Origin of the sequence: Kitasatospora sp. HUAS MG31 (assembly GCF_040571325.1) — a bacterium.
Lineage (GTDB): Bacteria > Actinomycetota > Actinomycetes > Streptomycetales > Streptomycetaceae > Kitasatospora > Kitasatospora camelliae.
This window is the reverse complement of record NZ_CP159872.1, coordinates 5,830,096-5,856,235: the sequence shown is the minus strand read 5'-3', so window position 1 is coordinate 5,856,235 and position 26,140 is coordinate 5,830,096. Positions and strand designations below refer to the sequence as shown.

Below are 26,140 nucleotides of genomic sequence, written 5' to 3'. Positions count from 1 at the left end.
CCGTGGACAGAATCGAGATCACCGGCAACGCCTGGGGCGTGGACTTCGCCCTCCACGGCGACACCGGCCCCGCCTCCCGCTGGGCCGCCCGGGCCCGCCCCGGCGACCCCGTCGTCCTGCTCGGACCCGCCGTCGCCGACAACCGCAGCGTCGGCTTCCGGCCGCCGGCCGGCACCGGCCGGGTGCTCCTCGCCGCGGACGAGACGGCGCTGCCCGCCGCAGCCGCGATCCTCGAATCGCTGCCGGCGGGGACGGTCGTCCGGGCGTTCATCCGGGTGCCGGACGCCGGGGACCTCCAGGAGCTGGCCGCACCGGAGGGGGCGGAGATCACCTGGCTGGTGGGGGGCGATCCGGCCGGCCTGGTCGAGGCCGTCCGGGGGGTGGAGCCGCCGGACGGTGGTGACGGGGGCGGGTACGCGTGGGTGGCCGGGGAGGCGGGGATGGTGCGGGGGGTTCGGCGGGTGCTGGTGCGGGAGAAGGGGGTCGACCGGAGCCGGGTCGCCTTCAGCGGGTACTGGCGGCGCGGGGCCTCCGAGGAGGACCTCCGCGCCGAGGCCCTCGCCGCGCTCACCACGCTGACCGAGCCCTGAGGGGCGCACCGCTGTCGAGCGCACCGCCAGGGGCGCGGGGAACTGCGCGGGGAGGGCGGCAGACGGCGCCACTCGCTCACCGAGCCCGGCTGGACCGATGGGCGGCTTCCGGATTCGCGCAGTTCTCCCCAGCCTTGGCGGCCGGGAGGTCCCCCACGCGCCCCTGGTGGTGGCCCGATGCTGACGGGCTGGGCCTAGACGGCGGTGTGCCAGATGGCGAGGCCGGGGGTGGACCAGGAGCCGGCTTGGTTGATGCCGGAGACGGTCCAGCCGGCGCGGGGGAGTTCGGGGTGGGCGGGGGTGTGGGCGGCGCGCAGGCGCGCCAGCAGGACGACGGTGAGTGCGGCGAGTTCCTCCGGCGCCAGGCTGCCGCGTTCGACCTGGAAGAGCGCCGTCCCGGCCCCGCTCACTGGGGCTGGTTCCCGTGCTTGCGGCTGGGCATCGCGGTGGCCTTGGTCCGCAGCATGGTGAGGGCGCCGATCAGCCGGATCCGGGTCTCCGCCGGGTCGATGACGTCGTCCACCAGGCCGCGTTCGGCGGCGTAGTAGGGGTGCATCAGCTCCTCCTTGTACTGGTCGATGAGCCGCCGCCGGGTGGCGTCCGGGTCCTCGGAGGCGGCGATCTCGCGGCGGAACACCACGTTGGCGGCGCCCTCGGCGCCCATCACGGCGATCTCGTTGGTCGGCCAGGCGAGCGACAGGTCGGTGCCGATGGAGCGGGAGTCCATGACGATGTACGCGCCGCCGTAGGCCTTGCGGACGATGAGGGAGATCCGCGGCACGGTGGCGTTGCAGTAGGCGTACAGCAGCTTGGCGCCGTGCCGGATGACGCCGCCGTGTTCCTGGTCGACGCCGGGCAGGAAGCCGGGGACGTCGACCAGGGTGACGAGCGGGATGTTGAAGGCGTCGCAGAGCTGGACGAAGCGGGCGGCCTTCTCGCTGGCGCTGATGTCGAGGACGCCGGCCAGCACGGAGGGCTGGTTGGCGACGATGCCGACGGCCTGGCCGCCGATCCGGGCGAGGGCGCAGATGACGTTGCCGGCCCAGCGCTCGTGGACCTCGAAGAAGTCGCCGTGGTCGGTGATCTCGCGGATCACGGACCGCATGTCGTACGCCCGGGAGGGGTCGGCGGGCACCAGGTCGACCAGGGCGTCGCAGCGGCGGTCCAGCGGGTCGCCGGGGCGTTCCACGGGCGGGAGTTCGCGGTTGTTGGAGGGGAGCAGCGAGAGCAGGAAGCGGACCTCCAGCAGGCAGCTCTCCTCGTCGTCGTACGCGGCGTGGGCGACGCCGGAGGTCTCGGCGTGGACGTCGGCGCCGCCGAGGCCGTTCTGGGTGATGGCCTCGCCGGTGACGGCCTGGACCACGTCGGGGCCGGTGATGAACATCTGCGAGATGTCGCGGACCATGAAGACGAAGTCGGTGAGCGCGGGCGAGTACGCGGCGCCGCCGGCGCAGGGGCCGAGGATCACCGAGATCTGCGGGATCACACCGGAGTTGCGGACGTTGCGCTGGAAGATGCCGCCGTAGCCGGCGAGGGCGGTGACGCCCTCCTGGATGCGGGCGCCGGCGCCGTCGCACAGCCCGACGATGGGGCAGCCGGTGGTCGCGGCCATGTCCATGATCTTCTGGATCTTCTGGGCGTGCGCCTCGCCGAGGGCGCCGCCGAAGATCCGGAAGTCGTGGGCGTAGACGAACACCTGGCGGCCGTCGACCAGGCCCCAGCCGGTGATCACGCCGTCGGTGTGGGGCCGCTTGGCCTCCAGGCCGAAGCCGGTGGCGCGGTGCCGGCGCAGGCCCTCGACCTCGGTGAAGGTGCCCGGGTCGAAGAGCAGGTCGATCCGCTCGCGGGCGGTGAGCTTGCCCTTGGCGTGCTGGGCCTCGGTGGCCTTGTCGCTGGGGCCGGCCAGGACCCGGCGGCGCAGGTCGAGCAGTTCGGCGGTGCGGTCGGCGGTGTCGGGCGGCTGCACCACCACGGGTGCCGCGACGGCGAGTTCGGCCTCGCACTCGACAGCCAGCTCGGTCGGGCTCTCGTCCATGATGGTCATCCGCGTCCTCCTGTCGTGTTCCGGGCGGTGTCGGCCTCGTCCGGGCCGTGCGCGGCCGGGTCCGGGGGCGCGGGTCCTCTGCCCCGTGGCCGCCGGCGGGCTGCCGCGGCCTCGGGTGCGCCTCCCCGGTGGGGTGGTCGTCCGGGGGGTCGCCCGGCGGCCGCGAGCATGCGGGCGGCCGCTAGAGGAGCGGTGGAACGGCCGCGCCGGGCCGCCGAGCCGGTCTCCAGTACGGCTGCAGGGCGGCGCGGCACGGTGGGGGGAGCCATGCCCCCCGGTCGCGCCGGGGCGGCGGACAGTCGTCGAAGGGAGTCGCCGTGTCTCAGGCGGTCAAGACAGCGAGCGGTCAGGTCACCGGGGATCTCTACGCGGAGGTGCGCACGTACTACGCGACGCAGATGCGCCGGGTGGACACGCTCGACATCGAGGGGTTCGCGGACACCTTCACCGAGGACGGCGTGGTGGTGCACTCCAACGGTGTGCGCGCCGAGGGCCGGGAGGAGATGGTCGCGGGGATGCACAAGGCGCTCCCCCGCTACCGCGACGTGGCCGTCCGCCACTGGTTCGACCACGTGCTGATCGAGCCGGTGGACGGGGTGGACGAGCTGAAGGTCTCGTACTACTCGATGGTCACGCTGCTGGACCGGGAGGGCCGGATCGAGTTCGAGCCGACCTTCCTGGTGGAGGACGTGCTGGTGCGCCGCGAGGGCCGGCTGCTCACCCGTGAGCGGGTCATCCACCGGGACCAGCCGGTCGAGCAGGGCTGAGCGGGAACCACGACGGATGCGGCAGCGGGCCGGTGCCCTGCTGCCGCATCCGTGGTCGCGCGGGGTCAGTCGATCCCCCGGCAGATGTGCGCCTCGCCCTCGTCCTCCTCGTCCCCGGGGAAGCGCAGCACCGGCCAGTCGAAGCCGGCGGCCTCCTGTCTCATGTACTCCAAAGGTGCCGAAATCATCGCCAACTCCCTTCTGCCGTACCAGGCCTAGGCGCAATACCGGTGATTTAGGTGTTTTTCCGGCGGCTCGGGGCAGTCCTGGTAGGTGGGACAAGTGCCGGGTGCGGGGGGTGTGGGCGGGGTGGGTTGTGGTGCTCGGCTCGCTTGAGTGCCCAGTTGGACATCTTCCGCTTGATCACGCGGGGGTTGCTGCGTAACCGCCGTGGGGGCAGGAGCCGTTCACGGATCTCATGCCGGGCCTGGGTGAGGCAGCGGGCGAGCCGGGAGGGGGGAAAGCGCCGCCTGCCCGGTGACGTGGCGGCGCACCACACGCAGGGTGCGGGTGAAGGAGATCCGGTCCGGATCGTGGCCGGCCTGGCGTGCGGCCTGGTGCATCAGGTCCCGCAGGGCGTGGTGCACCAGGAGGAACGCGAAGATCTCCTGCTCGACACCGTCCGGGTGCTGGGAGCGCAGGACCAGGCCGGGGCCGCCCTGATGGATCTTGATCTCGTCCAGGGCGTTCTCGATCTCCCAGCGCTGGGCGTAGAGCGTGGCCAGGTCCGCGGCCGGTGCCCGAGTCGGGTCGAGGATCGAGGTGATCAACCGGTAAACCGTGCCCCTGTCTGTGTCGAGGGTGTACTCGATGACCCGCACCGTCTCGGGGTCGGCGCGGCGGTTCTTGTCCCGGGCGGCGACGATCCGCGACAAGTAGGAGCCGTCCGCCAGCGGGGTCACCACCGGGAGGACCTGGCTGGAGGAGACGCGCCACAACAGGTCCGCGCCCTGGGCGCGGGCGGCCCGCCACAGGTCCAGGCCTTTGAAGCCCCGGTCGGCCAGCAGCAGCATTCCCGCCCCCAGCTGCCCGAACAGGCGGGCAGCCAGCGCGGTCTCGTGCACGGACAGCGGGGCGACGTCGGCCGCGAACACCGCGTGTGTCCCGCACTCCACCAGTGCCGCCACCCGCGCCTGCGGATAGGCGCTGCGGCCCTGGCCACGACTGGTGCCCGGGCGGCCGAAATGCTGGGCGTTGGCGGCCGTATCGGGCAGGTCGAACGTCGTGCCGTCCACGGCCACCAGCCGCCAACTGCGGTACCAGGAACCGGCCGTGGACGAAGAGGCGACGGGACGGGCCACCCGCTGGAACAACAACCGCAGCGGCTGAGACCCCAGCCGCAGGCGCGCGCGCCCGATCGCCGCGGTCGTCGGCACCCGCCACGCCGTCGCCCACCGGCCCTGGTCCCGCAGGCCCTGCGTGAGCAGGCGGGCCACCTCCTCGTAGCCCTGCCCGAAGAACAGGCACATCGCGAGCACGAAGTACACCACCACCCGCGCCGGCAACAGCCGATGCCGCTGCTCGACCCGCCCGCACTCGGCGACCACCTCGTCGACCAGATCCGCCGGAAACGTCCGCGTCAGCACCCCCAACGCGATCCGATCCGAGAACCGATCAACCCCCGACGACTTCTTCTGACCCGGCCTTGGCACACCCAGCCCAACGACCAGAACGCCCCAAAGTCACCGGTATTGGGCCTAGGCGTGGCAGACCGGCAGTCCTCCGTGGAACTCGACCATCTCGCGGAACGAGGCGGCCACGTCGATCCGGGCGCCGGGCGCCAGGCCCTGCAGCTCGGCGTAGGCGCGGTGCAGGTTGCCGACCAGGCGCTCGGCGTCCAGCAGGCCGGCGAAGGGGCCGGGGTCGGCCGCGCGGGCGGTCTCCAGGGCGGTCCGGCCGTCCCGCAGGCCGGCCGTGGCGAGGTCGCGGATCCAGCACAGGTACGCCTCGGTGGCGTCCAGCACCTCCGGGCCGCCGACCGCGCCGTGGCCGGCGACGACCACCTCCGGGTCCAGCGCCCGCAGCCGGGCGAGCGCCGCCAGCGAGCCCTCGACGGACCCCATCAGCACGTACGGGGTGACCCCGGACCAGGCGATGTCGCCGGTGAACAGCACCCGGCGCTCCGGCACCCAGGCCACCACGTCGTCCGCGGTGTGGGCCGGGCCGACCTGGTACAGCTCCACGGTCAGCGCGCCCGCCCGCAGGGTGAGCGCGTCGCGGAAGGTCAGGTCGGGCAGGGCGAGTTCGGTGTGTCCCCAGTCCACGGCCGGCCACAGGTGGCACAGGCCCAGGCCGGACTCGGCCATGTCGGAGCGGGTGCCCTCGCCGGCGATCACGGTGGCCCGGGGCGCGAAGTGCGCGTTGCCGAAGACGTGGTCGCCGTGGAAGTGGGTGTTGACCACCACGTCGGGGCCGCCGGGGGCGATCCGCTCGACCTCCGCGCGGAGCCGGAGGTTGCGGGACTCGGTGGCCACCGTGTCGATCAGGACCGCCCGGCCGCCGTCGGCGACCAGGCCGGCGTTGTTCAGGCACCAGCCGCCGGGGGACTGTTCGAACGCCCAGACCCCCTCGGCGACGGGCCGCAGCACCGGCGGCGCCGCGGTGACGGCGGTGCTCACGCCGCCTCCCGGGTGTACGGCAGGTGCGCGTAGCGGCCGCGGTGGAACAGCAGCGGGCGGGCGTCGGGCCGGTCGTGGTGGAGGGCCACCACCCGGCCGATCAGCAGCACGTGGTCTCCGGCCTCGAACTCCGAGTGCAGGGTGCACTCGAAGGAGGCCACCGCGCCCGGCAGCACCGCGTTGCCGGTGACCCCCGTGACGGCGCGCAGCCGGCGCATGGCGATGTCGCCCTCGGGGCGGTCCGGCCGGGCGAACTCGGTGGAGAGGTCCTGCTGGTCCTCGGCGAGGACGTTCACCGCGAAGCTGCCGGCGCGCTCCACGCGCGGCCGCATCCGGCCGTCCGCCTTGACGGAGACCAGGAGCAGCAGCGGGTCGAGCGAGACCGAGGTCAGGCTGTTGAGGGTCATCACGATCGTCTCGTCCCCGCTGCCCTGGGTGAGCAGGGTGACCCCGGTGGGGAACGCCCCCATCGCGGCCCGGAACTCGGTGGCGCTGGGCTCGGCCAGCAGGGCGTTGCCAGTGTTCGTCATGGTGCCGGCTCCGTCTCTTGGGACCTCTTAGTAGTTGCCGAGCCCGCCGCAGACGTTGAGCGCCTGGGCGGTGATCGAGGCCGCGGTGTCGGTCACCAGGTAGCCGACCAGTCCGGCGACCTCCTCCGGGGTGGAGTAGCGGCCGAGCGGGATCTTCGCCTCGAACTTCTCCTGGATCTGCTCCTCGGTCACCCCGTAGTGGCCGGCGTAGCCCTGGCGGACCCGCTGGGCCATCGGGGTCTCCACGTAGCCGGGGCAGACCGCGTTGACGGTGACCCCGGACTTGGCCAGCTCGATGCCGACGGCCTTGGTGAAGCCGACCACGCCGTGCTTGGAGGCGGAGTACGGCGCGGCCAGGGCGACGCCCTGCTTGCCGCCGGTGGAGGCGATGTTGACCACGCGGCCCCAGCCGCCCGCCAGCATGCCGCCGGTGCTGAGCACCTCCTTGGTGACCCGGAAGACGCTGTTGAGGTTGGTGTCGATGACGTCCAGCCAGATCTGCTCGTCCAGCTTGGCGGTCTCGCCGCCGCCGCCCCGGCCGGCGTTGTTGACCAGGATGTCGATCTTCCCGTACGCGGCGACCGCGGCCTCGACGGCGGCCTTCACCTGCTCGGTGGAGGAGACGTCGGCGGCGGTCCCGTCGACCTCCAGGCCCTCCTCCTCGCGCAGCCGCTTCACCAGGCCGCGGATGTTCTCCTCGTTGCGCGCCACGCCGAAGACCGCGATCCCCTGGCGGGCCAGCAGCTCGGTCACGGCGAGGCCGATCCCGCTGGTGGCTCCGGTGACGAAGGCGACCCGCCGTCCGGTGTCTGTCATCGTGCGCTCCCGTTGTCATCGGTGGAACGTTGTCGGATCGAAGTGGGGACGACCGTGAGGCCGGATCCTCGGGCCGTCCTCGACGCCCGCTGGACCCGCGGCCGGTCCAGGCGGGATCGACGGCGGCCCGAGGGCGGCCCAGCAGGGTGGCGGCGTCCAGCGCGCAAGGCGAGCCAGCGAGGAGGGCCCATGCCCGGGCAGCAGGAGATTCCGGACGTACGGAAGTCGGTGACCGTGCCGGCGTCGGTCGAGCACTGCTTCCAGGTGTTCACCGAGGACCCGAAGCAGTGGTGGCCGCCGAGCCACATCCTGGTCAAGAAGGAGCGGGCCGGACTCGCCTTCGAGCCGCGGGTCGGCGGCCGCTACTACGAGTGGGACGTCGAGGGCACCGAGATCGCCTGGGGCAAGGTGCTCACCTGGGAGCCGCCGCACCGGCTGTCGATGACCTGGCGGATCGACGGCAACTGGCAGTCGATCACGGACGACGAGCGGGCCAGCGAGATCGAGGTGGAGTTCACCGCCGTCGACGCGACCACCACCAAGGTGGAGCTGGCCCACGTCAAGCTGCACAAGCACGGCGAGGGCGCCGAGCGCATCCACAAGGCGCTGGACGGCCCGAGCCCGGGCGAGACCCTGGAGCTCTTCGCCAAGGCGATCGAGCGCAGCCTCCGGGCGGGCTGAGCCCCCGGGCGCCCAGCCGCCCCAGGTTCCGAGGGGCCCCGGTCAACGGCGACCGGGGCCCCTCGGCATGCCCCGGGACCGGCCGGTCCACCACTCGTGCACCCGTGTTCGAGCGGCCGGCGGGATGCTCCAGCGGCCGACACAGGGCCCGTCACCACAGGAGGTCACGAGGATGCCCGCCGCCACGCAACAGCACACCGGCACAGTGGACACCGGGTTGGCCACAGCCGCCGAGAAGGTGAGTCTCCTCGCGGCCCAGCACGCGGCCGAGGCCGACGCCACCCGCAAGCTCTCCCCCGAGGTCGTCACCGCGATCCGCGAGGCCGGCTTCGCCCGGCACTTCGTGGCCGCCCACCTCGGCGGCGCCGAGGGCTCGTTCGACGAGCTGACCCGGGCCGTCGTCACCGTCGGCGAGTCCTGCCCGGCGAGCGCCTGGTGCGCCTCGCTGAGCGCGTTCTCCGCCCGGTTCGCCTCCCACCTGCCCGCCGAGGGCCACCAGGCGATCTGGGGCCCCAGCCCGGACGCCGTGGTCGCCACCGCCCTGATGCCCGCCGGCCGGGCCCGCCAGGTGGACGGCGGCTGGCTGCTCAGCGGCCGCTGGAGCTACGTCAGCGGGATCGACTTCGCCGACTGGGCCCTGGTCTGCGCCGCCGTCGCCGGCCCGGACGGCCCGCCGCAGCTGCGCTTCTTCGCCCTGCCGCAGGGCACGTACACCGTGGTCGAGAGCTGGGACAGCATCGGCATGCGGGCCACCGGCAGCCACACCGTGGTGGTCGAGGAGCACCTGGTGCCGGCGCACCTCTCCTTCGACCGCGCCGACATGATCAGCGGCCGCAACGCCACCTCCGACCTGTCCGCCCACAACGTGCCGTTCCAGGCCGTCGGCGGGCTGACCTTCATCGCCCCGGTGGTCGGTGCCGCCGTCGGCGCGCTCGCCGCCACCGCCGCGGCGCTCACCGGCCGCAAGCGCAGCCAGGCCGCCGAGCTGGCCGTGGTCCGCGCCTCCGGCCGGATCGACGCGGCCCGCCACCTGGTCGGGCAGAACGCCGAGGTGCTCGACCGCCGGCTGTTCACCCCCGAGCACATGGCCCGCAACGAGCGCAACGCCACCTACGCCGCCGAGGCCGCCACCGAGGCCGTCGGCCTGCTGGTCAAGGCCGCCGGCACCGGCGGGCTCGGCGAGGCGCACGCCCTGCAGCGGTTCTGGCGGGACGTCACCTCCGCCACAAGCCACGTCGCCCTGCAGTACGACACCGCCGCCCGGAAGAACTACTCGGCGGTGCTGCTGGGGCCGGAGGCCTGAGCCCGGACGCCGTCGCGTCCGTTCCGTTCCCGATCGTTCCTCCCCCGGCCGCCCGGAGTGTCCCCACACGCTCCGGGCGGCCGCCTTTCCGCTCCAGCCACGACCGACCCGACCTCCGGCCGGCACACCTAGCGTGCTGTCGACCGATGACGAAGCCACTCGGAGGTGCCCTCGTGCCCGCACAGCATGATCAAGACGTGTTCCCCTTCGAAGGGTCCTCGTACCGCGGCCCCGCACCGCGCTACGAGGAGCTGCGGCAGTGCCCCCAGTCCGTGGTGAAGGTCCCCACCGCCGGCGGTGTGGACGCCTGGCTGGTGACCCGCTACGAGGACGTCCGCGAGGCCTTCGCCGACCCCCGGATCAGCCGCGCCGCCGCCTGCGGCCCGCACGCCCCCCGGGTCGGCGGCTCCATGCACACCACCCCCGAGATGATCATCTCGATGGACGGCGCCGAGCACGCCCGGCTGCGCAAGCTGGTCGCCGGCTCCTTCACCGTCCGCCGGGTCGAGCAGATGCGGCCCCGGGTCCAGCAGATCGTCGACGAGCTGCTCGACGAGATGGCCGAGAAGGGCCCGACCGTCGACCTGGTCCAGCAGCTCTGCCTGCCGCTGCCGCTCACCGTGATCGGCGAGCTGCTCGGCGTCCCCCGGCAGGACCTGCAGACCTTCGAGCGCTGGGCCCGCGCCTTCGCCACCGTCGACGACCGGGCCGGCGGCGAGGCCTCCCTGGAGGGCCTGGCCAAGCTCAGCGAGTACATCGTCGGCCTGATCGCCGAGAAGCGCGCCAACCCGACCGAGGACATGCTCTCCGAGCTGATCTCCGCCCGCGACGAGGGCGACCGGCTCAGCGAGCAGGAACTCGTCACCTTCGGCTTCACCCTCATCGGGGCCGGCTTCGACACCACCGCCAACCAGCTCGGCAACTCCGTGCTGGCGCTGATCTCCGACCACCGCGACCAGTGGGACCTGCTCGTCGAGCAGCCCGACCGGATCCCCGTCGCCGTCGAGGAACTCCTCCGCCACGTCAACCTGTTCGCCACCGACACCACCGGGTTCCCGCGGCTCGCCACCGAGGACCTGGAACTGGGCGGTGCCGAGATCAAGGCCGGCGACGCGGTGGTCATCGCTCTCGCCTCCGCCAACCGCGACGGCGCCGTCTTCCCCGACCCGGACCGGCTGGACGTCACCCGCGCCCACAACCCGCACATCTCCTTCGGGCACGGCATCCACTACTGCCTCGGCAAGACGCTGGGGCGGATCGAGATGCAGGTCGCCCTGGCGGGACTGGTCCGCCGCTTCCCGGACCTCCGGCTGGCCGCCGCCGCGGAGGACCTCCCCTGGCACACCGGCGAGATCAACCACACCCTGACCAGCCTCCCGGTCACCTGGGGCGCCTGACCCCACCCACCCCCTGGCGCGGTCCCCGGCCCCGGCCGGGGACCGCGCCACACCCATGCCCGCGCCCTGGCGGAGCGCGCCGAGGTGAGCGGACAGCCACGGGGGCACGTGGGGGCACCTCCCGGCCGAAGGCTGGGGGAGAACTGCGCGCGGGGGAACGGCAGCCGCTGCACTGGCCCTCGCTGCCCCGACCCAGCCCTGGGCCGCCTTCCGTACTCGCGCAGTTCCCCGCGCCCCTGGCGGGGCGCACCAACGTGAGCGGACAACCCCAGGAGCGCGGCGTTTGCGGGTCCGTTCGGGACGTGGAAAAGGCCCGCCCCCGGCCGGGGGGAGGGCCGGGGGCGGGCGGGCGGGGGGTCAGGAGGCGTCGGAGAGCTTGGCGCCCTCGCTGGTGACGGTGATGGGGCCGAGGAGGGGGGCGCCCTCCTCCTGGTGGACGAAGGCGTTGGCCTTGGTGGAGAACTTGTCGCCCTTCAGCTTGCCGAGGTGGATGGCCTGCACGGTGCCGAGGATGGCGCCGTCCGCCCGCCCGGGGTGGGTGATGTAGAAGGCGATGTCGCCGTCCTTCGCGTTGGTCCAGAAGCCGGTGGCGCGGTAGGCCGGCTGGCCGGTCTCGTCGATCGGGCCGGTGGCGTTCAGGGTGTGGTCGGCGTGGAAGACGAAGACCGGGTCGGTGACGGCGGGCCCGGTGGGGGCGTACACGGTCACGGTGAGCCGCCAGGTGCCTTGGAGGGTCCTGGGGGCCTTGTCGGCGCTGGCCGGGGTGGCGACGAAGCCGGTGACGGCGAAGGCGAGGGCGAGCAGCAGGCCGAGGATCCGCCACTGGGCGGTGCGGGGGCGTGCGGAGGTCGCGGTGTCGGTCACGGTGGTGTCCCGTCTTTCGGTCATGTCGCCTGTCGGGCGAGGTGCTTGAGGTCGAACCCGGGCCGGGCGACCTGCTCGGGGGTGAGGTCGGTGCCGGCGGCGAGCAGGCGCCGGGAGATGCCGTGGTCGGCGGCCCGGTTGAGTGACTCGACGCCGGTCAGCCGGCCTTCGCGGAAACAGAAGACGGAGAACCGGCCCTGCTCCACGTCGCCGGCCACCACCGCCTGGTCGTGGCCGGCGGTGAGTCCCGCGATCTGGAGGCGCAGCTCGTACTGCTCGGACCAGAACCACGGCACGGCGGTGTACGGTTCGCCGGCGCCGCAGACGGCGGCGGCGACGGTGCGGGCCTGGTCGGTGGCGTTCTGGACGGATTCCAGGCGTACCGGCCGGCCGGCGTGGGGGCTGGGGAAGCGGGCGCAGTCCCCGATGGCGTGGATGTCGGGGTCGCTGGTGCGCAGGTGCTCGTCGACCAGGATCCCGTCGCCGACGGCGAGCCCGGCGCCGACCGCGAGGTCGACGTTGGGGAGGACGCCGATGCCGACCACGACGAGGTCGGCGGGGACGAGTTCGCCGTCGTTCAGGCGCAGCGCCCGGACCTCGCCGGTGGCGCCGGCGAGCAGTTCGGTGACCTCGCGGCGGAGCAGCAGGCGGACGCCGCGGCGCTGGTGCTCGGTGCTGAGGTGGGCGGACATCTCGGGGCTGAGGGCGCGCTGGAGGGCGCGCGGGAGGGCCTCGACGACGGTGACCCGGTGGCCCAGTTTGCGGGCGGTGGCGGCGAGTTCGAGGCCGATGAAGCCGGCGCCGACCACGGCGAGGTCGAGCGTCCGGCCGCCGTCGGCGAGCCGGGCGCGCAGGGTGTCGGAGTCGTCGGCGCCGCGCAGGGTGAGCACCCCGGGGAGGTCGGCGCCGGGGACGGGCAGCCGCCGGGGGCGGGCGCCGGTGGCGAGGACCAGGGTGTCGTACCGCAGCTCGCGGCCGGAGCGCAGGGTGACCGACCGGATCTCCCGGTCGAGGCCCACCGCCTCGTCGCCGCACAGGAGTTCGATGTCCTGGGCGGGGTAGAAGGTCTCCGGCCGGAGCAGCAGGTCCTCGCGGAGGGTGGCGCCGGTCAGGTAGCCCTTGGAGAGCGGCGGCCGCTGGTACGGCGGGTGCCGCTCGTCGCCGACGAGGGTGATCGATCCGGTGAAGCCCTGGGCGCGGAGGGCGGCGGCGGTGTCCGAACCCGCCTGGCCCGCGCCGATGATGACGACGGAGCGGCCGGCCATCAGGACTGCCGCTCCGGCAGGTGCACCACCAGTCCGTCGAGCGCGTCGTCGGTGATCCGCAGCTGGCAGCTGAGCCGGCTGCTGTCGCGACGGGGGCTCGCGGTGCCGTAGAGCACCTCGTCCTCGTCCTCGTGCATCTCGGGCAGGGCGACGCCGCAGGTCTCGTCGACGTAGACGTGGCAGGTGCCGCACTGGGCGGAGCCGCCGCACTGGGCCTCGATGCCGACGATGTTGTTGATCTTCGCGCCGCGCATGACCGTGTTGGGCGCCGGTACGTCGACGACGGTCTCGGTCCCGTCGGGGTGCTTGTACGTGATCTTGGCCATGGCGCGCTCTCCTCATGGATGTCAGCCGGCCGAACGAGTCGGACTGTGGCAACGGCGCCTCGCGGTGCACTGGAGCGGATCTGGACGCCTCCCCGCGCCCCAGCCTCCCGCGAGGCGTGGTCCACCCGGCCGGAGCAGCGTCGCGGGCATGACCAGCCTCCAGATGCCCCGGACCTCCCCCGCCCCGGCCGAGCCCCGAGAACGGCGGCTCGGCCTGGTGCTGGCCGCCTGCTGCGTCGGCCAGTTCATGAACGTGCTGGACGCCTCGGTGGTGAACGTGGCGCTTCCGGTGATCGGCCGCGAGCTGCACTTCGGCCACAGCCTGCAGTGGGTGAACAGCGCCTACACCATCGCGGTGTGCGGCTTCCTGCTGCTCGGCGGGCGGCTGGCCGACCTCTACGGCCAGCGCCGGATCTTCCTGATCGGCGTCTCACTGTTCACCCTCGCCAGTGCGGTCGGCGGCCTCGCCGACGCCCCGCTCACCCTGGTCGCCGCCCGCGCCTTCCAGGGTCTGGGCGCGGCCGTGATGACCCCGGCCACGCTCACCGTGCTCGCCACCACCTTCACCCAACCCGGGGCCCGCGCCCGGGCGTTCGGCCTGTGGAGCGCGGTCTCCGGCGCGGCCGGCGCGATCGGCGTGCTGGCCGGCGGTGTGATCACCGAGTGGTTCTCCTGGCGGTGGATCCTGCTGGTGAACGTCCCCATCGGGCTGGCGCTGCTGGCCGCGATCTGCTGGGTCGTCCCGGAGTCCCGCGGCCGCTCCGCCGAGCGCTCGCTGGACGTGCCGGGCGCCGCCACCGTGACCCTCGGCCTGATGCTCACCGTGTACGGCATCGCCGAGTCGCACACCTACGGGTGGTCCTCGCCGCGGGTGGTGGCCGCGCTGGCCGGGGGGCTGCTGCTGCTCGCGCTGTTCCTGCTGATCCAGGCCCGGTTCGCCAGGCGCCCGCTGGTGCCGCTGGAGGTGTTCCGGCACCGCTCGATGAGCGCCGCCAACCTGGTCGCCTTCTTCGGCATCGCCGCCCTGTTCAGCACCTTCTACTTCTTCACCCTGATCCTCCAGCAGGTGCTCCACTACAGCCCGTTGCGCACCGGACTCAGCTACCTGCCGCTCTCGCTGGGCCTGGCCCTCGGCGGCTGGGGCATCTCCTCCGTGGTGCCGCGGACCGGCCCGCGGCCGGTGCTGTTCGGCGGCCTCACCCTGGGCTGCGCCGGGCTGCTCTGGCTGTCCCGGGTGAACGAGCACTCCGGCTACCTCGCCGACATCCTCGGCCCGATCCTGCTGCTCGGCTTCGGCATGGGCACGGTGCTCAACGCCACCACCAACGCGGCCACCGCCGACCTCCCGCCGCACCAGGCCGGGCTGGCCTCGGGACTGCTCAACACCACCCGCCAACTCGGCAGCGCCCTGGGCCTGGTGACCCTCACCACGCTGTGCGCCGCGCAGACCGACACCACCCGGGCCCACCTGACCGGCGAGGCCGCCCGGCACTCGCTGGCCTCCGGCTACGGCCTGGCGCTGACCGGCGCGGCCTGCTTCACCGCCGCCGGCCTGGTCGCCGCGCTGGCCGTCCCGGCCCGCACCCCGGCCGACGCCCCGGTCCGGACACCGTCCAGGCCCGCTCGAGCCGAGCAGTAGACCCTGGCCGCCGAACCGAGAACGGAGGAGATCACGGTGGTCGACAACTGGCCCGGCAGCACGACGCGGGACTCCCTGCGCGAGTTCTACGAGCAGCGCCCCGCGTGGGAGGCGCGCCCCGGCGAGGACGGGGTCGAGTACGCCACGATCGAGGTCCCGCGGGACTACGCCGACCCGGCCGGCGAGCGGCTCACCCTCGCACTGAGCCGGCGGACGGCCACCGACCCGGCCCGCCGCCGCGGCATCCTGCTGGCCGTCAACGGCGGCCCCGGCGGCGACTGGGGCCTGGGCATCGACCTGCCCGCCAAGTACGCCGGCACCCCGGTCCACGAGGTGTACGACCTGATCGGCTTCGACCCCCGCGGCACCGGCGCCTCCACCAACCTGTACGCCGAGGTGACCGTCCCCGTCGCGCCGTTCGACTCCCGGCCGCCGGACTCCGCCTTCGACCAGCTCGCCGAGGACATGCGGCTGCGCGAACTGGCCTGCGAGCGGGCCGGCGGCGAGCTGCGCCGGCACATCAGCACCCCCAACACCGCCCGGGACATGGACGTGGTCCGCGGCGTGCTCGGCGAGGAGCGGCTCTCCTTCGTCGGCTACGCCTACGGCGCGTACGTCGGCGCGGTGTACGGCAGCCTCTTCCCCGGGCAGCTGGACCGCAGCGTGCTGGACTCCTGCGTGCACCCCGGCTGGACCTGGCGCGAGCAGTTCCTCTGGCAGGGCGACGCCGTCCAGCGCAACGTCGACCAGTGGGCGGCGTGGACCGCAGCCCGGCACGGCACCTTCGGCCTCGGCACCGAGCCGGCCCGGGTGCTGGACGCGGTGGAGGAGGCCGTGACCAGGCTGGAGGCCCTGGACGGCGGCGTGCACCTGCGCACCCTGTTCGACGGCGCGGTCGGCAACCGGTCCGGCAACCGCGGCCAGTGGGCCGAGCTCGGCCGCCTGGTCGCCGCGCTGCGCACGGTGGCCGACGCCGACGCGGCCGGCGGGCTGCTCGCCCAGCAGGGCACCTGGCGGCCGGCCGACAGCGAGGGCTCGCTGCGGATCGGCGTGCTGGAGGCCATCACCATGGAGCACGCCTGGCCCGCCGACCTGGAGGTCTACCGCGCCGACATGCGGGAGTTCCGCAAGCGCTTCCCGTACGGCTACGGCGTGCTGCGGGCCCAGCCCTGGGTCGGCGCCTTCCGCACCTTCACCGCCCCGGAGCCGCCGGTGAAGCTCTGCCGGGACGGCTACCCGGTGGGCCTGATCGTGCAGGCCGACGGCGACCCGATGGACCACTACGCGGGCGGCGTGGCCATGGCCGAGCTGCTCGGGCACCGGCTGCTGACCGTCGCCGACTCCGGCGACCACGAGGTGTACGCACTCGGCGGCAACGCCCGCCTGGACGCCCTGGTCGACCGGTACCTGGTGAGCGGTGAACTGCCGCCGGAGGGCGCCTCGGTGCCGAGCACCACCGTCCGGCCGGACGTGCCGGCCGACCACTGAACCGCATCCACCACGAGAAGGGGCGTCCCGGTCGGGACGCCCCTTCTCGTCGCTGCCGGCGCGGCCGTCAGGCCACGTCCATCCCGCCGTCCAGGGTGATCACCTGACCCGTCACCAGGGCGGCGGCCGGGTCGGCGAGGCGGACGATCCACGGGGTGACGTCGTCCACGTCGGCGACCCGGCCGAGCGGGATGTCGTCCTTGGCGTGCTCGAACAGACCCTCCACCTGCTGCGGGGACAGCCCGTTGGCGACGTACGCCTCGGTCCGGACGAAGCCCGGCGCCACCGCGTTGACCCGAATACCCCGGGGGGCCAGCTCGGCCGCCCAGCTGCGGGTCAGGCTGTGCACCCCGGCCTTGCTGGCCGCGTACACCGAACCGCCGGGCGAGGCGTTGTGGCCGGCGCGGCTGGAGACCAGCACGATGCTGCCCGGGCCGCGCAGCAGCGGCAGCAGCCGGCCGGTGAGCAGCACCGGGCCGAGCAGGTTGATGTCCAGCACCTCGCGGACCACCGCGGCGTCCAGGTGCTCCAGCGGGCTGAAGCGGAACACGCCGGCGTTGTGCACCAGCACGTCCAGCGCGCCGCCGCGGGCCCGGACCGCCTCGGCCACCAGGTCGGCGCCCTCCTCGGTGGCGACGTCGGCGACCAGCGGGACGATCGCCGGGTGCAGCGCGGCGACCTCGGCCAGCCGGTCCGCCCGGCGCCCGGTGATCAGCACCTGCTCGGCGCCGGCCTCGGCGAACGCGAGGGCGGCGGCCCGGCCGATGCCGGTACCGCCTCCCGTGACGACGACGGTCTGGTTGGCGAACGGCTTGTCGGACACGGCGGCCACCTCTCTGGGTCGGGACTGGGCCCCGGCGCTGGGACCGGAGCCGCCAGTACAGGGGCCGCCAGTACACCGCGCCGCGCTGCAGCCTCCCTGGAGCCGGCCGGTCAGGCCTCCTCGAAGCGCAGCTCGTGCACCCCGGCGCCGTCCGAGGCGAAGGCCAGCAGCCGCTCCCCCTCCCGTTCCAGCGCGGTCCTGGCCCGCTTGGCCAGCCGGCCGAACGGCTCCACCACCAGGGTGTGGACGCCCTTCGCGCTGTCGATCCGCCACAGGCCGGCCACGAAGCCGTCCACCAGGATCGTCGACCGGATCAGCCCGTTGCGGGTGAACACCGCCCGGCGCTGCTCCTCGGTGAGGATCCGGGCCCGGTCGGCGTGCGAGAGCAGGAGGTTGTCGAACTCCGCCAGGTAGCGGACCGGGGCCGCGGTGCCCGGCTCCGGGCGGGGCGCCTCGGGCAGGTCGTACAGCTCCTGACCGTTCTCGTCCCGGAACACCACCAGGCGGTCGCGGAGCCGTTTGAAGCTCGCGGCCAGCCGGGTCATCCCGGACCACAGCTGGGCGTCCTTGACCCCGGCCGGACCGAAGGCGGCCAGGTAACGCAGCACCACCTCGTCCGGGGAGGTCGCGGCCTGCGGCGCCCCGCCGAGCCAGGACTCGGCGCTCGTGTGCACCGCCTGGCCGGCCTCGCCCCACACCGCCCGCGGCGGCGTCTGGACCAGCGGGGTGAGGTTGCGCACCGCGTTGGCCAGGGCGAACGGGTCGCGGTCCGGCCAGCGCTCGGCCAGCCGGTCGCCGAGGGCGCCCAGGGTGAGCGGCTCCCGTTCGACCAGCTCCCGCCCGTGGGCGGCGACCGCGGCCAGGTCCAGCCCGTCCAGCTTTCGGCCGAAGGTGCCCTGGAGGGAGCGGGCCAGCGACTCGGCGAGCACCGGCCGCAGCCGCCCGCAGTCCTCGGCGGTCACCAGGTGGATGGTGCCGCGCATCAGCACCAGGCGGACCACCCCGCCCTCGCGGAGCAGCGCGGCCAGCTCCTCGGCCCGGAAGCCGGCCAGCCGGCTCCACAGGCCGTAGTAGGGCGGGAAGGGCGCCTGGGCCTGCAGGCCGACCAGGTGCTCGACGGCCGCCGCGGCCGGCATCGTGGACCGCTCCAGCAGCAGCTGACGGGCCAGCAGGGCGCGGTTGAGGGACCGGCGGTCGAGGACGGGCTCACCCATGGGCATCACTCGATTCTGCACGACGACGGCGCCCCCCGGGGTCGGGAGGCGCCGCCGTGGACGGGAGGGCGGGTCAGGACAGCTTCACCAGGACGGTGCCGCTGTACCTGCGCTCCTGGAGCGCCAGGAAGGTCTCCGGGAGGACCGGCACACCGCCGTCGACGACGGTGTGCGGGAAGACGATCCGGCCCTCGCGCAGCCACTCGCCGAACCGGGCGTTCCAGCCGTCGATCTGGTCCGGGGTGTGCAGGGTGGCGAAGCCGCGGAAGGACAGGTCCTTGGTGATCGCGGTCATCAGCGGGAGGCGGGGGCTGCCGCCGTCGCCGCCGTGCTGACCCGCCAGGGCGCCGCAGAGGGCGAACCGGGCGCCGTGCGCGGCGTTCGCCACGGCGGCCTCGAACTGCTCGCCGCCGACGTTGTCGAAGACCACGTCGACGCCGTCGGGGGCCAGCTCGGCGAGCCGGTCGGCGACCGGGCCGTCGTGGTAGTCGAAGGCGGCGTCGAAGCCGAGCTCCTGGACCAGGAAGTCGATCTTCTCCTTGGAGCCGGTGCTGCCGATCACCTTCTTGGCGCCGCGCAGCTTCGCCAGCTGGCCGGCCAGGGCGCCGACGCCGTTGGTGGCGCCGGAGACGAACACCACGTCGCCCTCGGCGACGCGGGCCGTCTCGACCAGGCCGTGCCAGGCGGTGGGGCCCTGGGAGAGGAAGTACTCGGAGCCGGGCAGCTGGTCGCGGTCCCGCCGGAAGAAGCCGTGGGCGTCGCCGACCGCGTAGTCGCGCCAGCCGTTGAAGTGCTCGACCAGGTCGCCGACCGCCAGCAGCGGGCTGTTGGAGCGGACCACGGTGCCCACCGTACGGCCCCACATCGCCACGCCCGGCTGGAAGACCGGGATCGGCAGGGTGGTGTGCGGGTTCATCTGGTCGCGGGCCACGGAGCCCAGGGTCATCCAGTCGTTGCGGACCACGACCTCGCCCTCGCCGGGCTCGGCCAGCGGGGCCTCGGCGAGTTCGAAGTGGTCGAGGGTGACCGCGGCCTCGGGGTACGCGGCGAGACGGACCTCGCGGCTGGTGGCGGGCAGGGCTTCCAGGGTCATCGGGGTGCTCCTCGGGGGATGTGCGGCAGCGGAACCGGCAGCGGGGGCGGGGCGGGGTGTACGGGCCCGGGGGTCAGCCGAGCCGGACGGGCAGGGCGACCAGGTTGTGGTTGACGTCGCCGAGCCGCCAGGTGAGTTCGGGCTCCGGGACGGCGAGTTCGGCGTCCGGGTGGCGCCGGGTCAGCTCCTGGAGGGCGACCGCGATCTCGATCCGGGCGAGCGGGGCGCCCAGGCAGCGATGGATGCCGTGACCGAAGGCCAGGTGCGGGTTGTCGGCCCGGCCGAGGTCGACCCGGTCCGGGTCGGCGAACACCGCCCGGTCGTGGTTGGCCGAGGAGAAGGCGAGGAACACCGCGTCCCCGGCCGGGATGGTGACCCCGGCGACGGTGACGTCCTCGGTGGCCAGCCGGGGCAGCCCGGAGGTGTCGTTGGCCGAGAGGTTGACGGTGCGCAGCAGTTCCTCGACGGCGACCGGGATCCGCTCGGGCTCGGCGCCCAGGAGCCGCCACTGGCCGGGGTGGTGGGCGAGCAGGGTGAGCACCGAGTTGGCGATCTGGGCGGCGGTGGAGTCGAAGCCGGCGCCGAGCAGGGTGTAGCCGAGGCCGATCAGCTCCTCGGTGCCCAGCCGGTCGCCGTCCGGCCGGCGGGCGGCGATCAGGGCGGAGAGCACGTCCTCGGCGGGCTCCGCCTGCTTGGCGAGGACCAGGTGGGCCATGTACCCGGCCAGCGCCTCGCGGCCGGCGATCGCCTGCTCCTCGGGGCCCGAGACATCGGCGAACTGCCGCACCCAGGTGTGGAACCGGTCGCGGTCCTGCTCGGGGACGCCGAGCAGCTCGCAGATCACGGTCAGCGCCAGCGGGCTCGCGAACTCGGCCACCAGGTCGGTGACCTCGCCGGTCAGGCCGTCCAGCAGCCGGGTGACCAGCTCGCGGACCCGCTCGCGCATGCCCTCGATCCGCTCCGGCGAGAAGGCCTGGCCGGCCAGGTCGCGGAGCCGGGTGTGATCCGGCGGGTCCAGGGAGATGATCATGCCGGGCGGGGCCTGGAACAGACCGGCGAACTTGGGCGCCCCGGGCCCGTAGGTGGCGGCCCGGCTGAACCTCGGGTCGTCCAGGACGGCCTGGACGTCGGCGTACCGGGTCACCACCCAGGCGTGACCGCCGCCCTCCACCTCCAGCCGGGCCACCGGCCGCTCGGCGCGCAGCCGCGCGTACGCGGGGGCGGGGCCGCGGTAGCCGGAGCCGGGCAGCGGGAACAGCTCGCTCATCGCGTGTCCTCCCGCAGCGGGCGGAAGAAGGCGCGCAGTTCCTCGGCCAGCACCTCGGGCTGCTCCAGCGCGGGGAAGTGGCCGCCCTTCTCGTGGTCGGTCCAGCGGCGCAGGTCGGCGAACCGGGCCTCGCACCAGGGGCGCGGCATCCGGGCGTCCTTGGGGAAGGCGGAGCAGGCGACGGGGACGTCGGGGACGGGGGCGAGGGCCATCCTGTTGTGGCTCTCCCAGTACATCCGGGCCGAGGAGGCGCCGGTGCCGGCGAGCCAGCCGAGGGTGACGGCGTCCAGCAGGCGGTCGCGCCCGATGGCCTTCTCCACGTCCCCGTCGTGGTCGCTCCAGGCCGCGTACTTCTCGACCATCCAGGCGAGTTGGGCGACCGGGGAGTCGAGCAGGCCGTAGCCGAGGGTCTGCGGGCGGGTGGCCTGGATGATCGAGTAGCCGCCCTCGCTCGCCTGGAACTCCTTGAGCGCGGCGAGGCCGGCCAGGTCGCGCTCGTCCAGCTCCACCTGCTCCTGCGGCGGGAGGGCGAAGGGCATGGCCAGGTGGATGCCGGCCAGGTGCGCGGGGTCCAGGGCGCCGAGCGCGCCGGTGAGGAAGGAGCCCCAGTCGGCGCCGTGCGCGCCGTACCTCGGGTAGCCGAGGCGGGCCATCAGCTCGGCCCAGGCGGCGGCGCTGCGCTCGACCGTCCAGCCGGGGCCGGTGGGCTTGTCGCTGTAGCCGTACCCGGGGAGGGAGGGGGCGACCACGTGGAAGGCGTCGGCCGGGTCGGCGGGGTCGGTGAGCAGCTCGATGATCTCCAGGAACTCCACCACCGAGCCGGGCCAGCCGTGGCTGACCAGCAGCGGCATCGCTCCGGGGTGCGGGGAGCGGACGTGCAGGAAGTGGATGCCCAGCCCGTCGATCTCGGTCCGGAACTGGGGCAGCGCGTTGAGCCGCGCCTCGGTGGCCCGCCAGTCGTAGGAGTCCCGCCAGTACGCGGCCAGGTCGCGGAGGTAGTCGAGCGGGACGCCCTGGGCCCAGCCCTCGACGGTCGCCGGCTCGGGCCAGCGGGTGCGGGCGAGACGCTCCCGCAGGTCGTCGAGATCCGCCTGCGGGGTCTCCACCCTGAATGGCGTGACTGCCGTGCTCATCTGACGTCCTCCCGGACTGCCGTGGCCGAATACCGCCGCAGGCTACGGCGGCCGGCTAGAGACCGGGTCGAACTCCCTTGCCCGCCCCGGTCGTACGCGGATTCGAGCCCCGGTCTGGCCGGGTTCGAGATCCGGCTGACACGGTGGCGCGGCCTGACGAGGAGGCCAGCGATGACGACACACGCCGAAAGCACCGGCGAGGCGGAAGAGACCTTCCCCTACGAGCGCAAGTGCCCGTTCTCCCCGCCCGTCCAGTACGCCCAGTTCGCCGAGGACCCGGTGAAGCAGGTACCGCTGCCGACCGGGCTGCGGATCTGGGCGGTGACCGGCCACGAGAACATGCGCCAGCTGCTGACCGACCCGCGGACCAGCGCCTCGCGCGCCGAGCCGGGCTTCCCGTTCTACTTCGACGCCCCGCCGGAGTTCCGTACCGAGACCTCGTTCATCGGCTACGACGGCGAAGCGCACTCGAAGACCCGCCGCAAGGCGGCGGTGACCTTCACCAACCGCCGGGTGCAGAAGCTGCGTCCGCAGATCGAGAAGCTGGCCGACGACGCGATCGACGCGATGCTGGCGGCCGGCCCGGGTGTGGACATGCACCACGCGCTGTCGCTGCCGGTGCCGATGGCGGTGATCTGCCTGCTGCTCGGCATCCCGTACGAGGACCACGAGTTCTTCCAGATCAACGGCACCACGCTGCTCGGCGGCACGGCCACCATGGCCGAGCGGCAGGCCGCGCTGGTGGACGTCAACGAGTACCTGTACGGGCTGGTCGCCAAGAAGGAGAAGGACCCGGGCGACGACCTGCTCAGCCGGGCGATCCAGGAGTACCGGGACGCCGGCGAGGAGTACGAGGCCCGCGACCTGGTCAACCTCTGCCGGCTGCTGATGAACGGCGGTCACGAGACCACCGCGAGCATGCTGTCGCTGGGGACCGCCTGCCTGCTGGAGCACCCGGAGCAGCTGGCCTGGCTGAAGGCCAACCCGGACCAGATCGGCCCGGCCGTCGAGGAGCTGGTGCGCTACCTGACGATCGGCGACGCGGCCGTCCCGCGGGTGGCCGTGGACGACATCGAGCTGGCCGGCAAGGTGATCCCCAAGGGCGACGGCATCCTCTGCGTCGGGCTCACCGCCAACCGCGACCCCGCCGTGTTCGAGAACCCGGACGACCTGGTCCTGGCCCGCGGCAACCGCAAGCACTTCGGTTTCGGCCACGGCGTGCACCACTGCATCGGCGCCGACCTGGCCCGCCTGGAGATGCAGATCGTCTGGGGCAAGCTGTTCGAGCGGATCCCCACGCTGCGGCTGGCCAAGCCGTTCGAGGAGATCCCCTCGAAGGAGCGCGCGGTCATCTACGGCCTGTGGCACCTGCCGGTCGCCTGGGACGTGTGAGCCGGCCGTGGGTCCGCTGGACGGACTTCGGGTGGTCGAGCTGGCCGCGATCGGCCCGGCGCCGTTCGCCTGCATGGTGCTCGCCGACCTCGGCGCGGACGTGCTGCGGGTCGACCGCGCCGACGGCCGCCGTTCCTTCGCCGCCTGGCACACCGTGCTGGACCGGGGGCGGCGGTCCGTCGCCCTGGACCTGAAGGACCCGGCCGGCCGGGAGGAGCTGCTCGCCCTGACGGACGGCGCGGACGTGCTGGTCGAGGGGTTCCGGCCGGGCGTCGCCGAGCGGCTCGGCCTCGGCCCGGAGGTCTGCCTGGAGCGCAACCCGCGCCTGGTCTACGGCCGGATGACCGGCTGGGGCCAGGACGGGCCGCTCGCCCGCACCCCCGGACACGACATCAACTACCTGGCCCTGACCGGCGCCCTGGACGCCATCGGCGAGGCGGACGGGGCGCCGGTGCCGCCGGTGAACCTGCTCGGCGACTTCGCCGGCGGCGGGATGTTCCTGGTCGCCGGCGTGCTCGCCGCGGTGATCGAGCGGGAGCGCTCCGGGCGCGGCCAGGTGGTGGACGCGGCCATCGTGGACGGCGCCGGCGCCATGCTCGGCATGCTGGTCGCGATGCTGGCGGCCGGCGAGTGGCGGCCGGCCCGCGGCGTGAACCTGCTGGACGGCGGTGCGCCGTTCTACGGCTGCTACCCCTGCGCGGACGGCCGGTACGTGGCCGTCGGCGCGCTGGAGGAGCGGTTCTACGCCGCCCTCCTGGACGGGCTGGAGCTGGACCCGGCCGCGCTGCCGGACCGCGACTGCCCGGCCCACTGGCCGAAGCTGCGGGCGCTGTTCGCCGAGCGCTTCGCCCGCCGCGACCGGGACGCCTGGGCCGCCCGCTTCGAGGGCACCGAGGCCTGCGTCACCCCCGTGCTGACCGTCCACGAGGCCGCGCAGCACCCGCACCACCTCGCACGCAAGAGCGGGCCCGCCACTCCTGCCCCGCGCTTCAGCCGCACTCCACCACGGGTCGACCGAGAGCGACGACCCTGATACCGGTGGTCACGGTCATGCCCGGCCGGGCCGATCCCCCCGAACCGATCCTGAGAGGTACCTCATGGCAATTTCCTCCGAGCAGGCTCCGCCCATCGAGACGGAGGTGAAGCTGAAGTCGGCGGCCCCGGCCACCGGCACGGGGACGGAGGGCGCGGAAGCGGCCGACCCCAAGCGCTGGGCGGCGCTGCTGGTCCTGCTGGTCTCGGCCTTCCTGGACATGCTGGACGGCACCATCGCCAACGTCGCGGCGCCCTCGATGCAGCGCAGCCTGGGCGCGGGGTACTCGGCGATCCAGTGGGTGCTGGTCGGCTACCAGCTGGCCTTCGGCCTCCTGCTGATCCTCGGCGGCCGGCTGGGCGACATCTTCGGCCGCAAGCGGGTCTTCCTGACCGGCGTCGCGGGCTTCACCCTCTCCTCGCTGGCCGCGGGCATCGCCCAGGAGCCCTGGCAGCTGGTGGTCGCCCGCATCCTGCAGGGCGGCTTCGCGGGTGTGATGGTGCCCCAGGTGCTGTCGATCATCCAGGTCACCTTCACCAACAAGGAGAAGGCCACCGCCTTCGCCCTGCACGGCGCGGTCGGCGGTCTCGCCGCCACCATCGGTCTGGCGGCCGGCGGCCTGCTGGTCCAGTGGGACCTGTTCGGCCTGAGCTGGCGGACCATCTTCCTGATCAACGTGCCGGTCGGCATCGCCGGCCTGGTCTACGGCAACAAGGTGATCCGGGAGTCCAAGGCGCCGCAGTCGCTGAAGCTGGACACCGTCGGCCTCCTGCTGGCCACGGCCGGCCTGCTGATGATCCTCTTCCCGCTGCTCCAGGGCCGCGACCTGGGCTGGCCGACGGCCGGCTTCGTCTCGATGGTCGCGGGTGTGCCGGTGCTGGCCGCGTTCGTCGCCTGGCAGCGCCACAAGATCCGCAAGGACAACTCGCCGCTGGTGGCGCTGGACCTGTTCCGCACCCGCAGCTTCTCCTCCGGCCTGGCCGTGAACCTCGCGTTCTACATTGGCATGGGCATGTTCACCATCGGCTGGACCCTGTACATGCAGATCGGCCAGGGCTGGACCCCGATGCACGCCGGCCTGACCAGCCTCCCGTTCTGCATCGGCGCCTTCCTGACCGCCACCTCCTCGGTGATGATCATGGTGCCGAAGTGGGGCCGCAAGGTCCAGCAGATCGGCGCCGTGGTGCTGATCCTCGGCCTGCTGTCCTACATCTGGGTGGCCGACCGGTACGGCAGCGAGATCACCTCCTGGCAGCTGGCGCTGCCGCTGCTGGTGATCGGCGCGGGCTTCGGCACCGTCGCCACCCCGCTGCCGCTGATCGTCACCTCCGAGGTGCCCCACCAGGACGCCGGCTCCGCCTCCGGCCTGGTCAACACCAACACCCAGCTCGGCTTCGCCGTCGGCGGCGCGCTGATCTCGGTGGTGTTCTTCGGCGGCCTGGCCGGCAACACCGCCGCCAGCATCGACGAGCAGGTTCCGCGGCTCCGTCAGGAGCTCGTCGCCACCGCCTCGGTGGACCCGGGCCGCGCAGACGAGGTCGTCGCCGCCTACAAGACCTGCGCGGTCGACCGGGCCGGCGAGAAGGACCCGGCGATCACCCCGGCCAGCTGCACCGCGCCGGCCCTGCAGGACCCGAAGGTCGCCGGTGTCCTCACCGGCTTCACGAAGGACGCCACCGGCACCTCCTTCGCGGCCAGCTTCGAGACCACGCTGTGGACCTTCGGCGGCATCACCGCCTTCGTCTTCTTCCTGATGTTCGCCATCCCGCAGCGCATGCGGATGGACGAGTGGGCCCAGGAGGAAGCCGCTCCCGACGCAGCTCCGGCGTCCTGAGCGCGCACAGAAGCGGGGCCGGT

General features: G+C 73.6%; 23 protein-coding genes and 1 pseudogene. 10 read left to right on the top strand and 14 right to left on the bottom strand.

Annotated features, from left to right (window positions below):
- Positions 1–38: 38 nt before the first annotated feature.
- Positions 39–590, top strand: a pseudogene (locus ABWK59_RS26140) (siderophore-interacting protein); the annotation flags it as partial.
- A gap of 194 nt (positions 591–784) precedes the next feature.
- Here the strand turns inward: ABWK59_RS26140 and ABWK59_RS26135 are convergent.
- On the bottom strand, positions 785–1,000 hold the full coding sequence (locus tag ABWK59_RS26135; protein ID WP_354643065.1) for an acyl-CoA carboxylase subunit epsilon: 216 nt from the start codon (positions 998–1,000) through the stop codon (positions 785–787).
- Positions 997–2,634 (bottom strand): acyl-CoA carboxylase subunit beta, encoded by a 1,638-nt coding sequence (locus ABWK59_RS26130; RefSeq protein ID WP_420492854.1) that lies wholly within the window; start codon positions 2,632–2,634, stop codon positions 997–999. The genes ABWK59_RS26135 and ABWK59_RS26130 overlap by 4 nt, the downstream gene beginning before the upstream one ends.
- Before the next feature lie 317 nt (positions 2,635–2,951).
- Between ABWK59_RS26130 and ABWK59_RS26125 the strand changes: the two genes are divergently transcribed.
- Positions 2,952–3,401 carry a nuclear transport factor 2 family protein gene (locus ABWK59_RS26125; RefSeq protein WP_354643064.1) on the top strand — a complete coding sequence of 150 codons (450 nt, stop codon included), beginning with the start codon at positions 2,952–2,954 and terminating at the stop codon, positions 3,399–3,401.
- 416 nt (positions 3,402–3,817) lie between these two features.
- On the opposite strand, the gene ABWK59_RS26120 is transcribed toward ABWK59_RS26125, so the two are convergent.
- The 4 genes from ABWK59_RS26120 to ABWK59_RS26105 are packed head-to-tail and all read right to left on the bottom strand — an operon-like array spanning position 3,818 to position 7,365.
- The gene (locus ABWK59_RS26120; protein ID WP_354643063.1) at positions 3,818–5,053 is read right to left on the bottom strand and encodes an IS4 family transposase; all 1,236 of its coding nucleotides are present in this window, start codon (positions 5,051–5,053) and stop codon (positions 3,818–3,820) included.
- Between the two features lie 45 nt (positions 5,054–5,098).
- The gene (locus tag ABWK59_RS26115) at positions 5,099–6,019 is read right to left on the bottom strand and encodes an MBL fold metallo-hydrolase (protein ID WP_354643062.1); all 921 of its coding nucleotides are present in this window, start codon (positions 6,017–6,019) and stop codon (positions 5,099–5,101) included.
- Positions 6,016–6,549 carry a flavin reductase family protein gene (locus ABWK59_RS26110; protein WP_354643061.1) on the bottom strand — a complete coding sequence of 178 codons (534 nt, stop codon included), beginning with the start codon at positions 6,547–6,549 and terminating at the stop codon, positions 6,016–6,018. Before ABWK59_RS26110 ends, ABWK59_RS26115 begins: the two co-directional genes overlap by 4 nt.
- Positions 6,550–6,576: 27 nt before the next feature.
- Complete coding sequence (locus tag ABWK59_RS26105; RefSeq protein ID WP_354643060.1) at positions 6,577–7,365, bottom strand: SDR family NAD(P)-dependent oxidoreductase; 789 nt, start codon at positions 7,363–7,365, stop codon at positions 6,577–6,579.
- Between the two features lie 189 nt (positions 7,366–7,554).
- Between ABWK59_RS26105 and ABWK59_RS26100 the strand changes: the two genes are divergently transcribed.
- The 3 genes from ABWK59_RS26100 to ABWK59_RS26090 all read left to right on the top strand — a co-directional run bounded on the left by ABWK59_RS26100 (position 7,555) and on the right by ABWK59_RS26090 (position 10,746).
- Positions 7,555–8,046: an SRPBCC family protein gene (locus ABWK59_RS26100; RefSeq protein WP_354643059.1), complete on the top strand. Its 492-nt coding sequence runs from the start codon at positions 7,555–7,557 to the stop codon at positions 8,044–8,046.
- 172 nt (positions 8,047–8,218) lie between these two features.
- The gene (locus ABWK59_RS26095) at positions 8,219–9,349 is read left to right on the top strand and encodes a hydrolase (protein ID WP_354643058.1); all 1,131 of its coding nucleotides are present in this window, start codon (positions 8,219–8,221) and stop codon (positions 9,347–9,349) included.
- Between the two features lie 197 nt (positions 9,350–9,546).
- Positions 9,547–10,746: a cytochrome P450 gene (locus tag ABWK59_RS26090; protein WP_354643057.1), complete on the top strand. Its 1,200-nt coding sequence runs from the start codon at positions 9,547–9,549 to the stop codon at positions 10,744–10,746.
- A gap of 357 nt (positions 10,747–11,103) precedes the next feature.
- Here the strand turns inward: ABWK59_RS26090 and ABWK59_RS26085 are convergent, their stop codons facing one another.
- The 3 genes from ABWK59_RS26085 to ABWK59_RS26075 are packed head-to-tail and all read right to left on the bottom strand — an operon-like array spanning position 11,104 to position 13,201.
- Positions 11,104–11,610, bottom strand: a complete 507-nt coding sequence (locus ABWK59_RS26085) for a hypothetical protein (protein WP_354643056.1) — start codon at positions 11,608–11,610, stop codon at positions 11,104–11,106.
- 20 nt (positions 11,611–11,630) lie between these two features.
- A complete protein-coding gene (locus tag ABWK59_RS26080) occupies positions 11,631–12,875 on the bottom strand; it encodes an NAD(P)/FAD-dependent oxidoreductase (RefSeq protein WP_354643055.1) in 1,245 nt (414 codons plus the stop codon).
- Positions 12,875–13,201 (bottom strand): 2Fe-2S iron-sulfur cluster-binding protein, encoded by a 327-nt coding sequence (locus ABWK59_RS26075; RefSeq protein WP_354643053.1) that lies wholly within the window; start codon positions 13,199–13,201, stop codon positions 12,875–12,877. Before ABWK59_RS26075 ends, ABWK59_RS26080 begins: the two co-directional genes overlap by 1 nt.
- Before the next feature lie 148 nt (positions 13,202–13,349).
- Here ABWK59_RS26075 and ABWK59_RS26070 point away from each other — a divergent pair, with 148 nt between their 5' ends.
- Positions 13,350–14,840, top strand: a complete 1,491-nt coding sequence (locus ABWK59_RS26070; protein WP_354643052.1) for an MFS transporter — start codon at positions 13,350–13,352, stop codon at positions 14,838–14,840.
- Positions 14,841–14,876: 36 nt separating this feature from the next.
- The gene (locus tag ABWK59_RS26065; protein WP_354643051.1) at positions 14,877–16,328 is read left to right on the top strand and encodes an alpha/beta fold hydrolase; all 1,452 of its coding nucleotides are present in this window, start codon (positions 14,877–14,879) and stop codon (positions 16,326–16,328) included.
- Between the two features lie 67 nt (positions 16,329–16,395).
- Here ABWK59_RS26065 and ABWK59_RS26060 read toward each other — a convergent pair whose 3' ends face one another.
- From ABWK59_RS26060 to ABWK59_RS26040, 5 genes are all read right to left on the bottom strand, one after another.
- Positions 16,396–17,151, bottom strand: coding sequence for an SDR family NAD(P)-dependent oxidoreductase (locus tag ABWK59_RS26060; protein WP_354643050.1), 756 nt, complete (start codon positions 17,149–17,151; stop codon positions 16,396–16,398).
- A 110-nt stretch (positions 17,152–17,261) separates the two neighbouring features.
- The gene (locus ABWK59_RS26055; RefSeq protein ID WP_354643049.1) at positions 17,262–18,365 is read right to left on the bottom strand and encodes a winged helix DNA-binding domain-containing protein; all 1,104 of its coding nucleotides are present in this window, start codon (positions 18,363–18,365) and stop codon (positions 17,262–17,264) included.
- A gap of 73 nt (positions 18,366–18,438) precedes the next feature.
- Positions 18,439–19,458, bottom strand: coding sequence for an NADP-dependent oxidoreductase (locus tag ABWK59_RS26050; RefSeq protein WP_354643048.1), 1,020 nt, complete (start codon positions 19,456–19,458; stop codon positions 18,439–18,441).
- A gap of 73 nt (positions 19,459–19,531) precedes the next feature.
- Positions 19,532–20,725 (bottom strand): cytochrome P450, encoded by a 1,194-nt coding sequence (locus ABWK59_RS26045; protein ID WP_354643047.1) that lies wholly within the window; start codon positions 20,723–20,725, stop codon positions 19,532–19,534.
- Positions 20,722–21,858, bottom strand: a complete 1,137-nt coding sequence (locus ABWK59_RS26040; RefSeq protein ID WP_354643046.1) for an epoxide hydrolase family protein — start codon at positions 21,856–21,858, stop codon at positions 20,722–20,724. The genes ABWK59_RS26045 and ABWK59_RS26040 overlap by 4 nt, the downstream gene beginning before the upstream one ends.
- A 171-nt stretch (positions 21,859–22,029) precedes the next feature.
- On the opposite strand from ABWK59_RS26040, the gene ABWK59_RS26035 reads away from it, so the two are divergent.
- From ABWK59_RS26035 to ABWK59_RS26025, 3 genes are all read left to right on the top strand, one after another.
- Positions 22,030–23,250 (top strand): cytochrome P450, encoded by a 1,221-nt coding sequence (locus ABWK59_RS26035; protein WP_354643045.1) that lies wholly within the window; start codon positions 22,030–22,032, stop codon positions 23,248–23,250.
- Between the two features lie 7 nt (positions 23,251–23,257).
- Positions 23,258–24,283, top strand: a complete 1,026-nt coding sequence (locus ABWK59_RS26030; RefSeq protein ID WP_354643044.1) for a CaiB/BaiF CoA transferase family protein — start codon at positions 23,258–23,260, stop codon at positions 24,281–24,283.
- Positions 24,284–24,347: 64 nt separating this feature from the next.
- Positions 24,348–26,117, top strand: a complete 1,770-nt coding sequence (locus ABWK59_RS26025; RefSeq protein WP_354643043.1) for an MFS transporter — start codon at positions 24,348–24,350, stop codon at positions 26,115–26,117.
- Positions 26,118–26,140 lie beyond the last annotated feature (23 nt).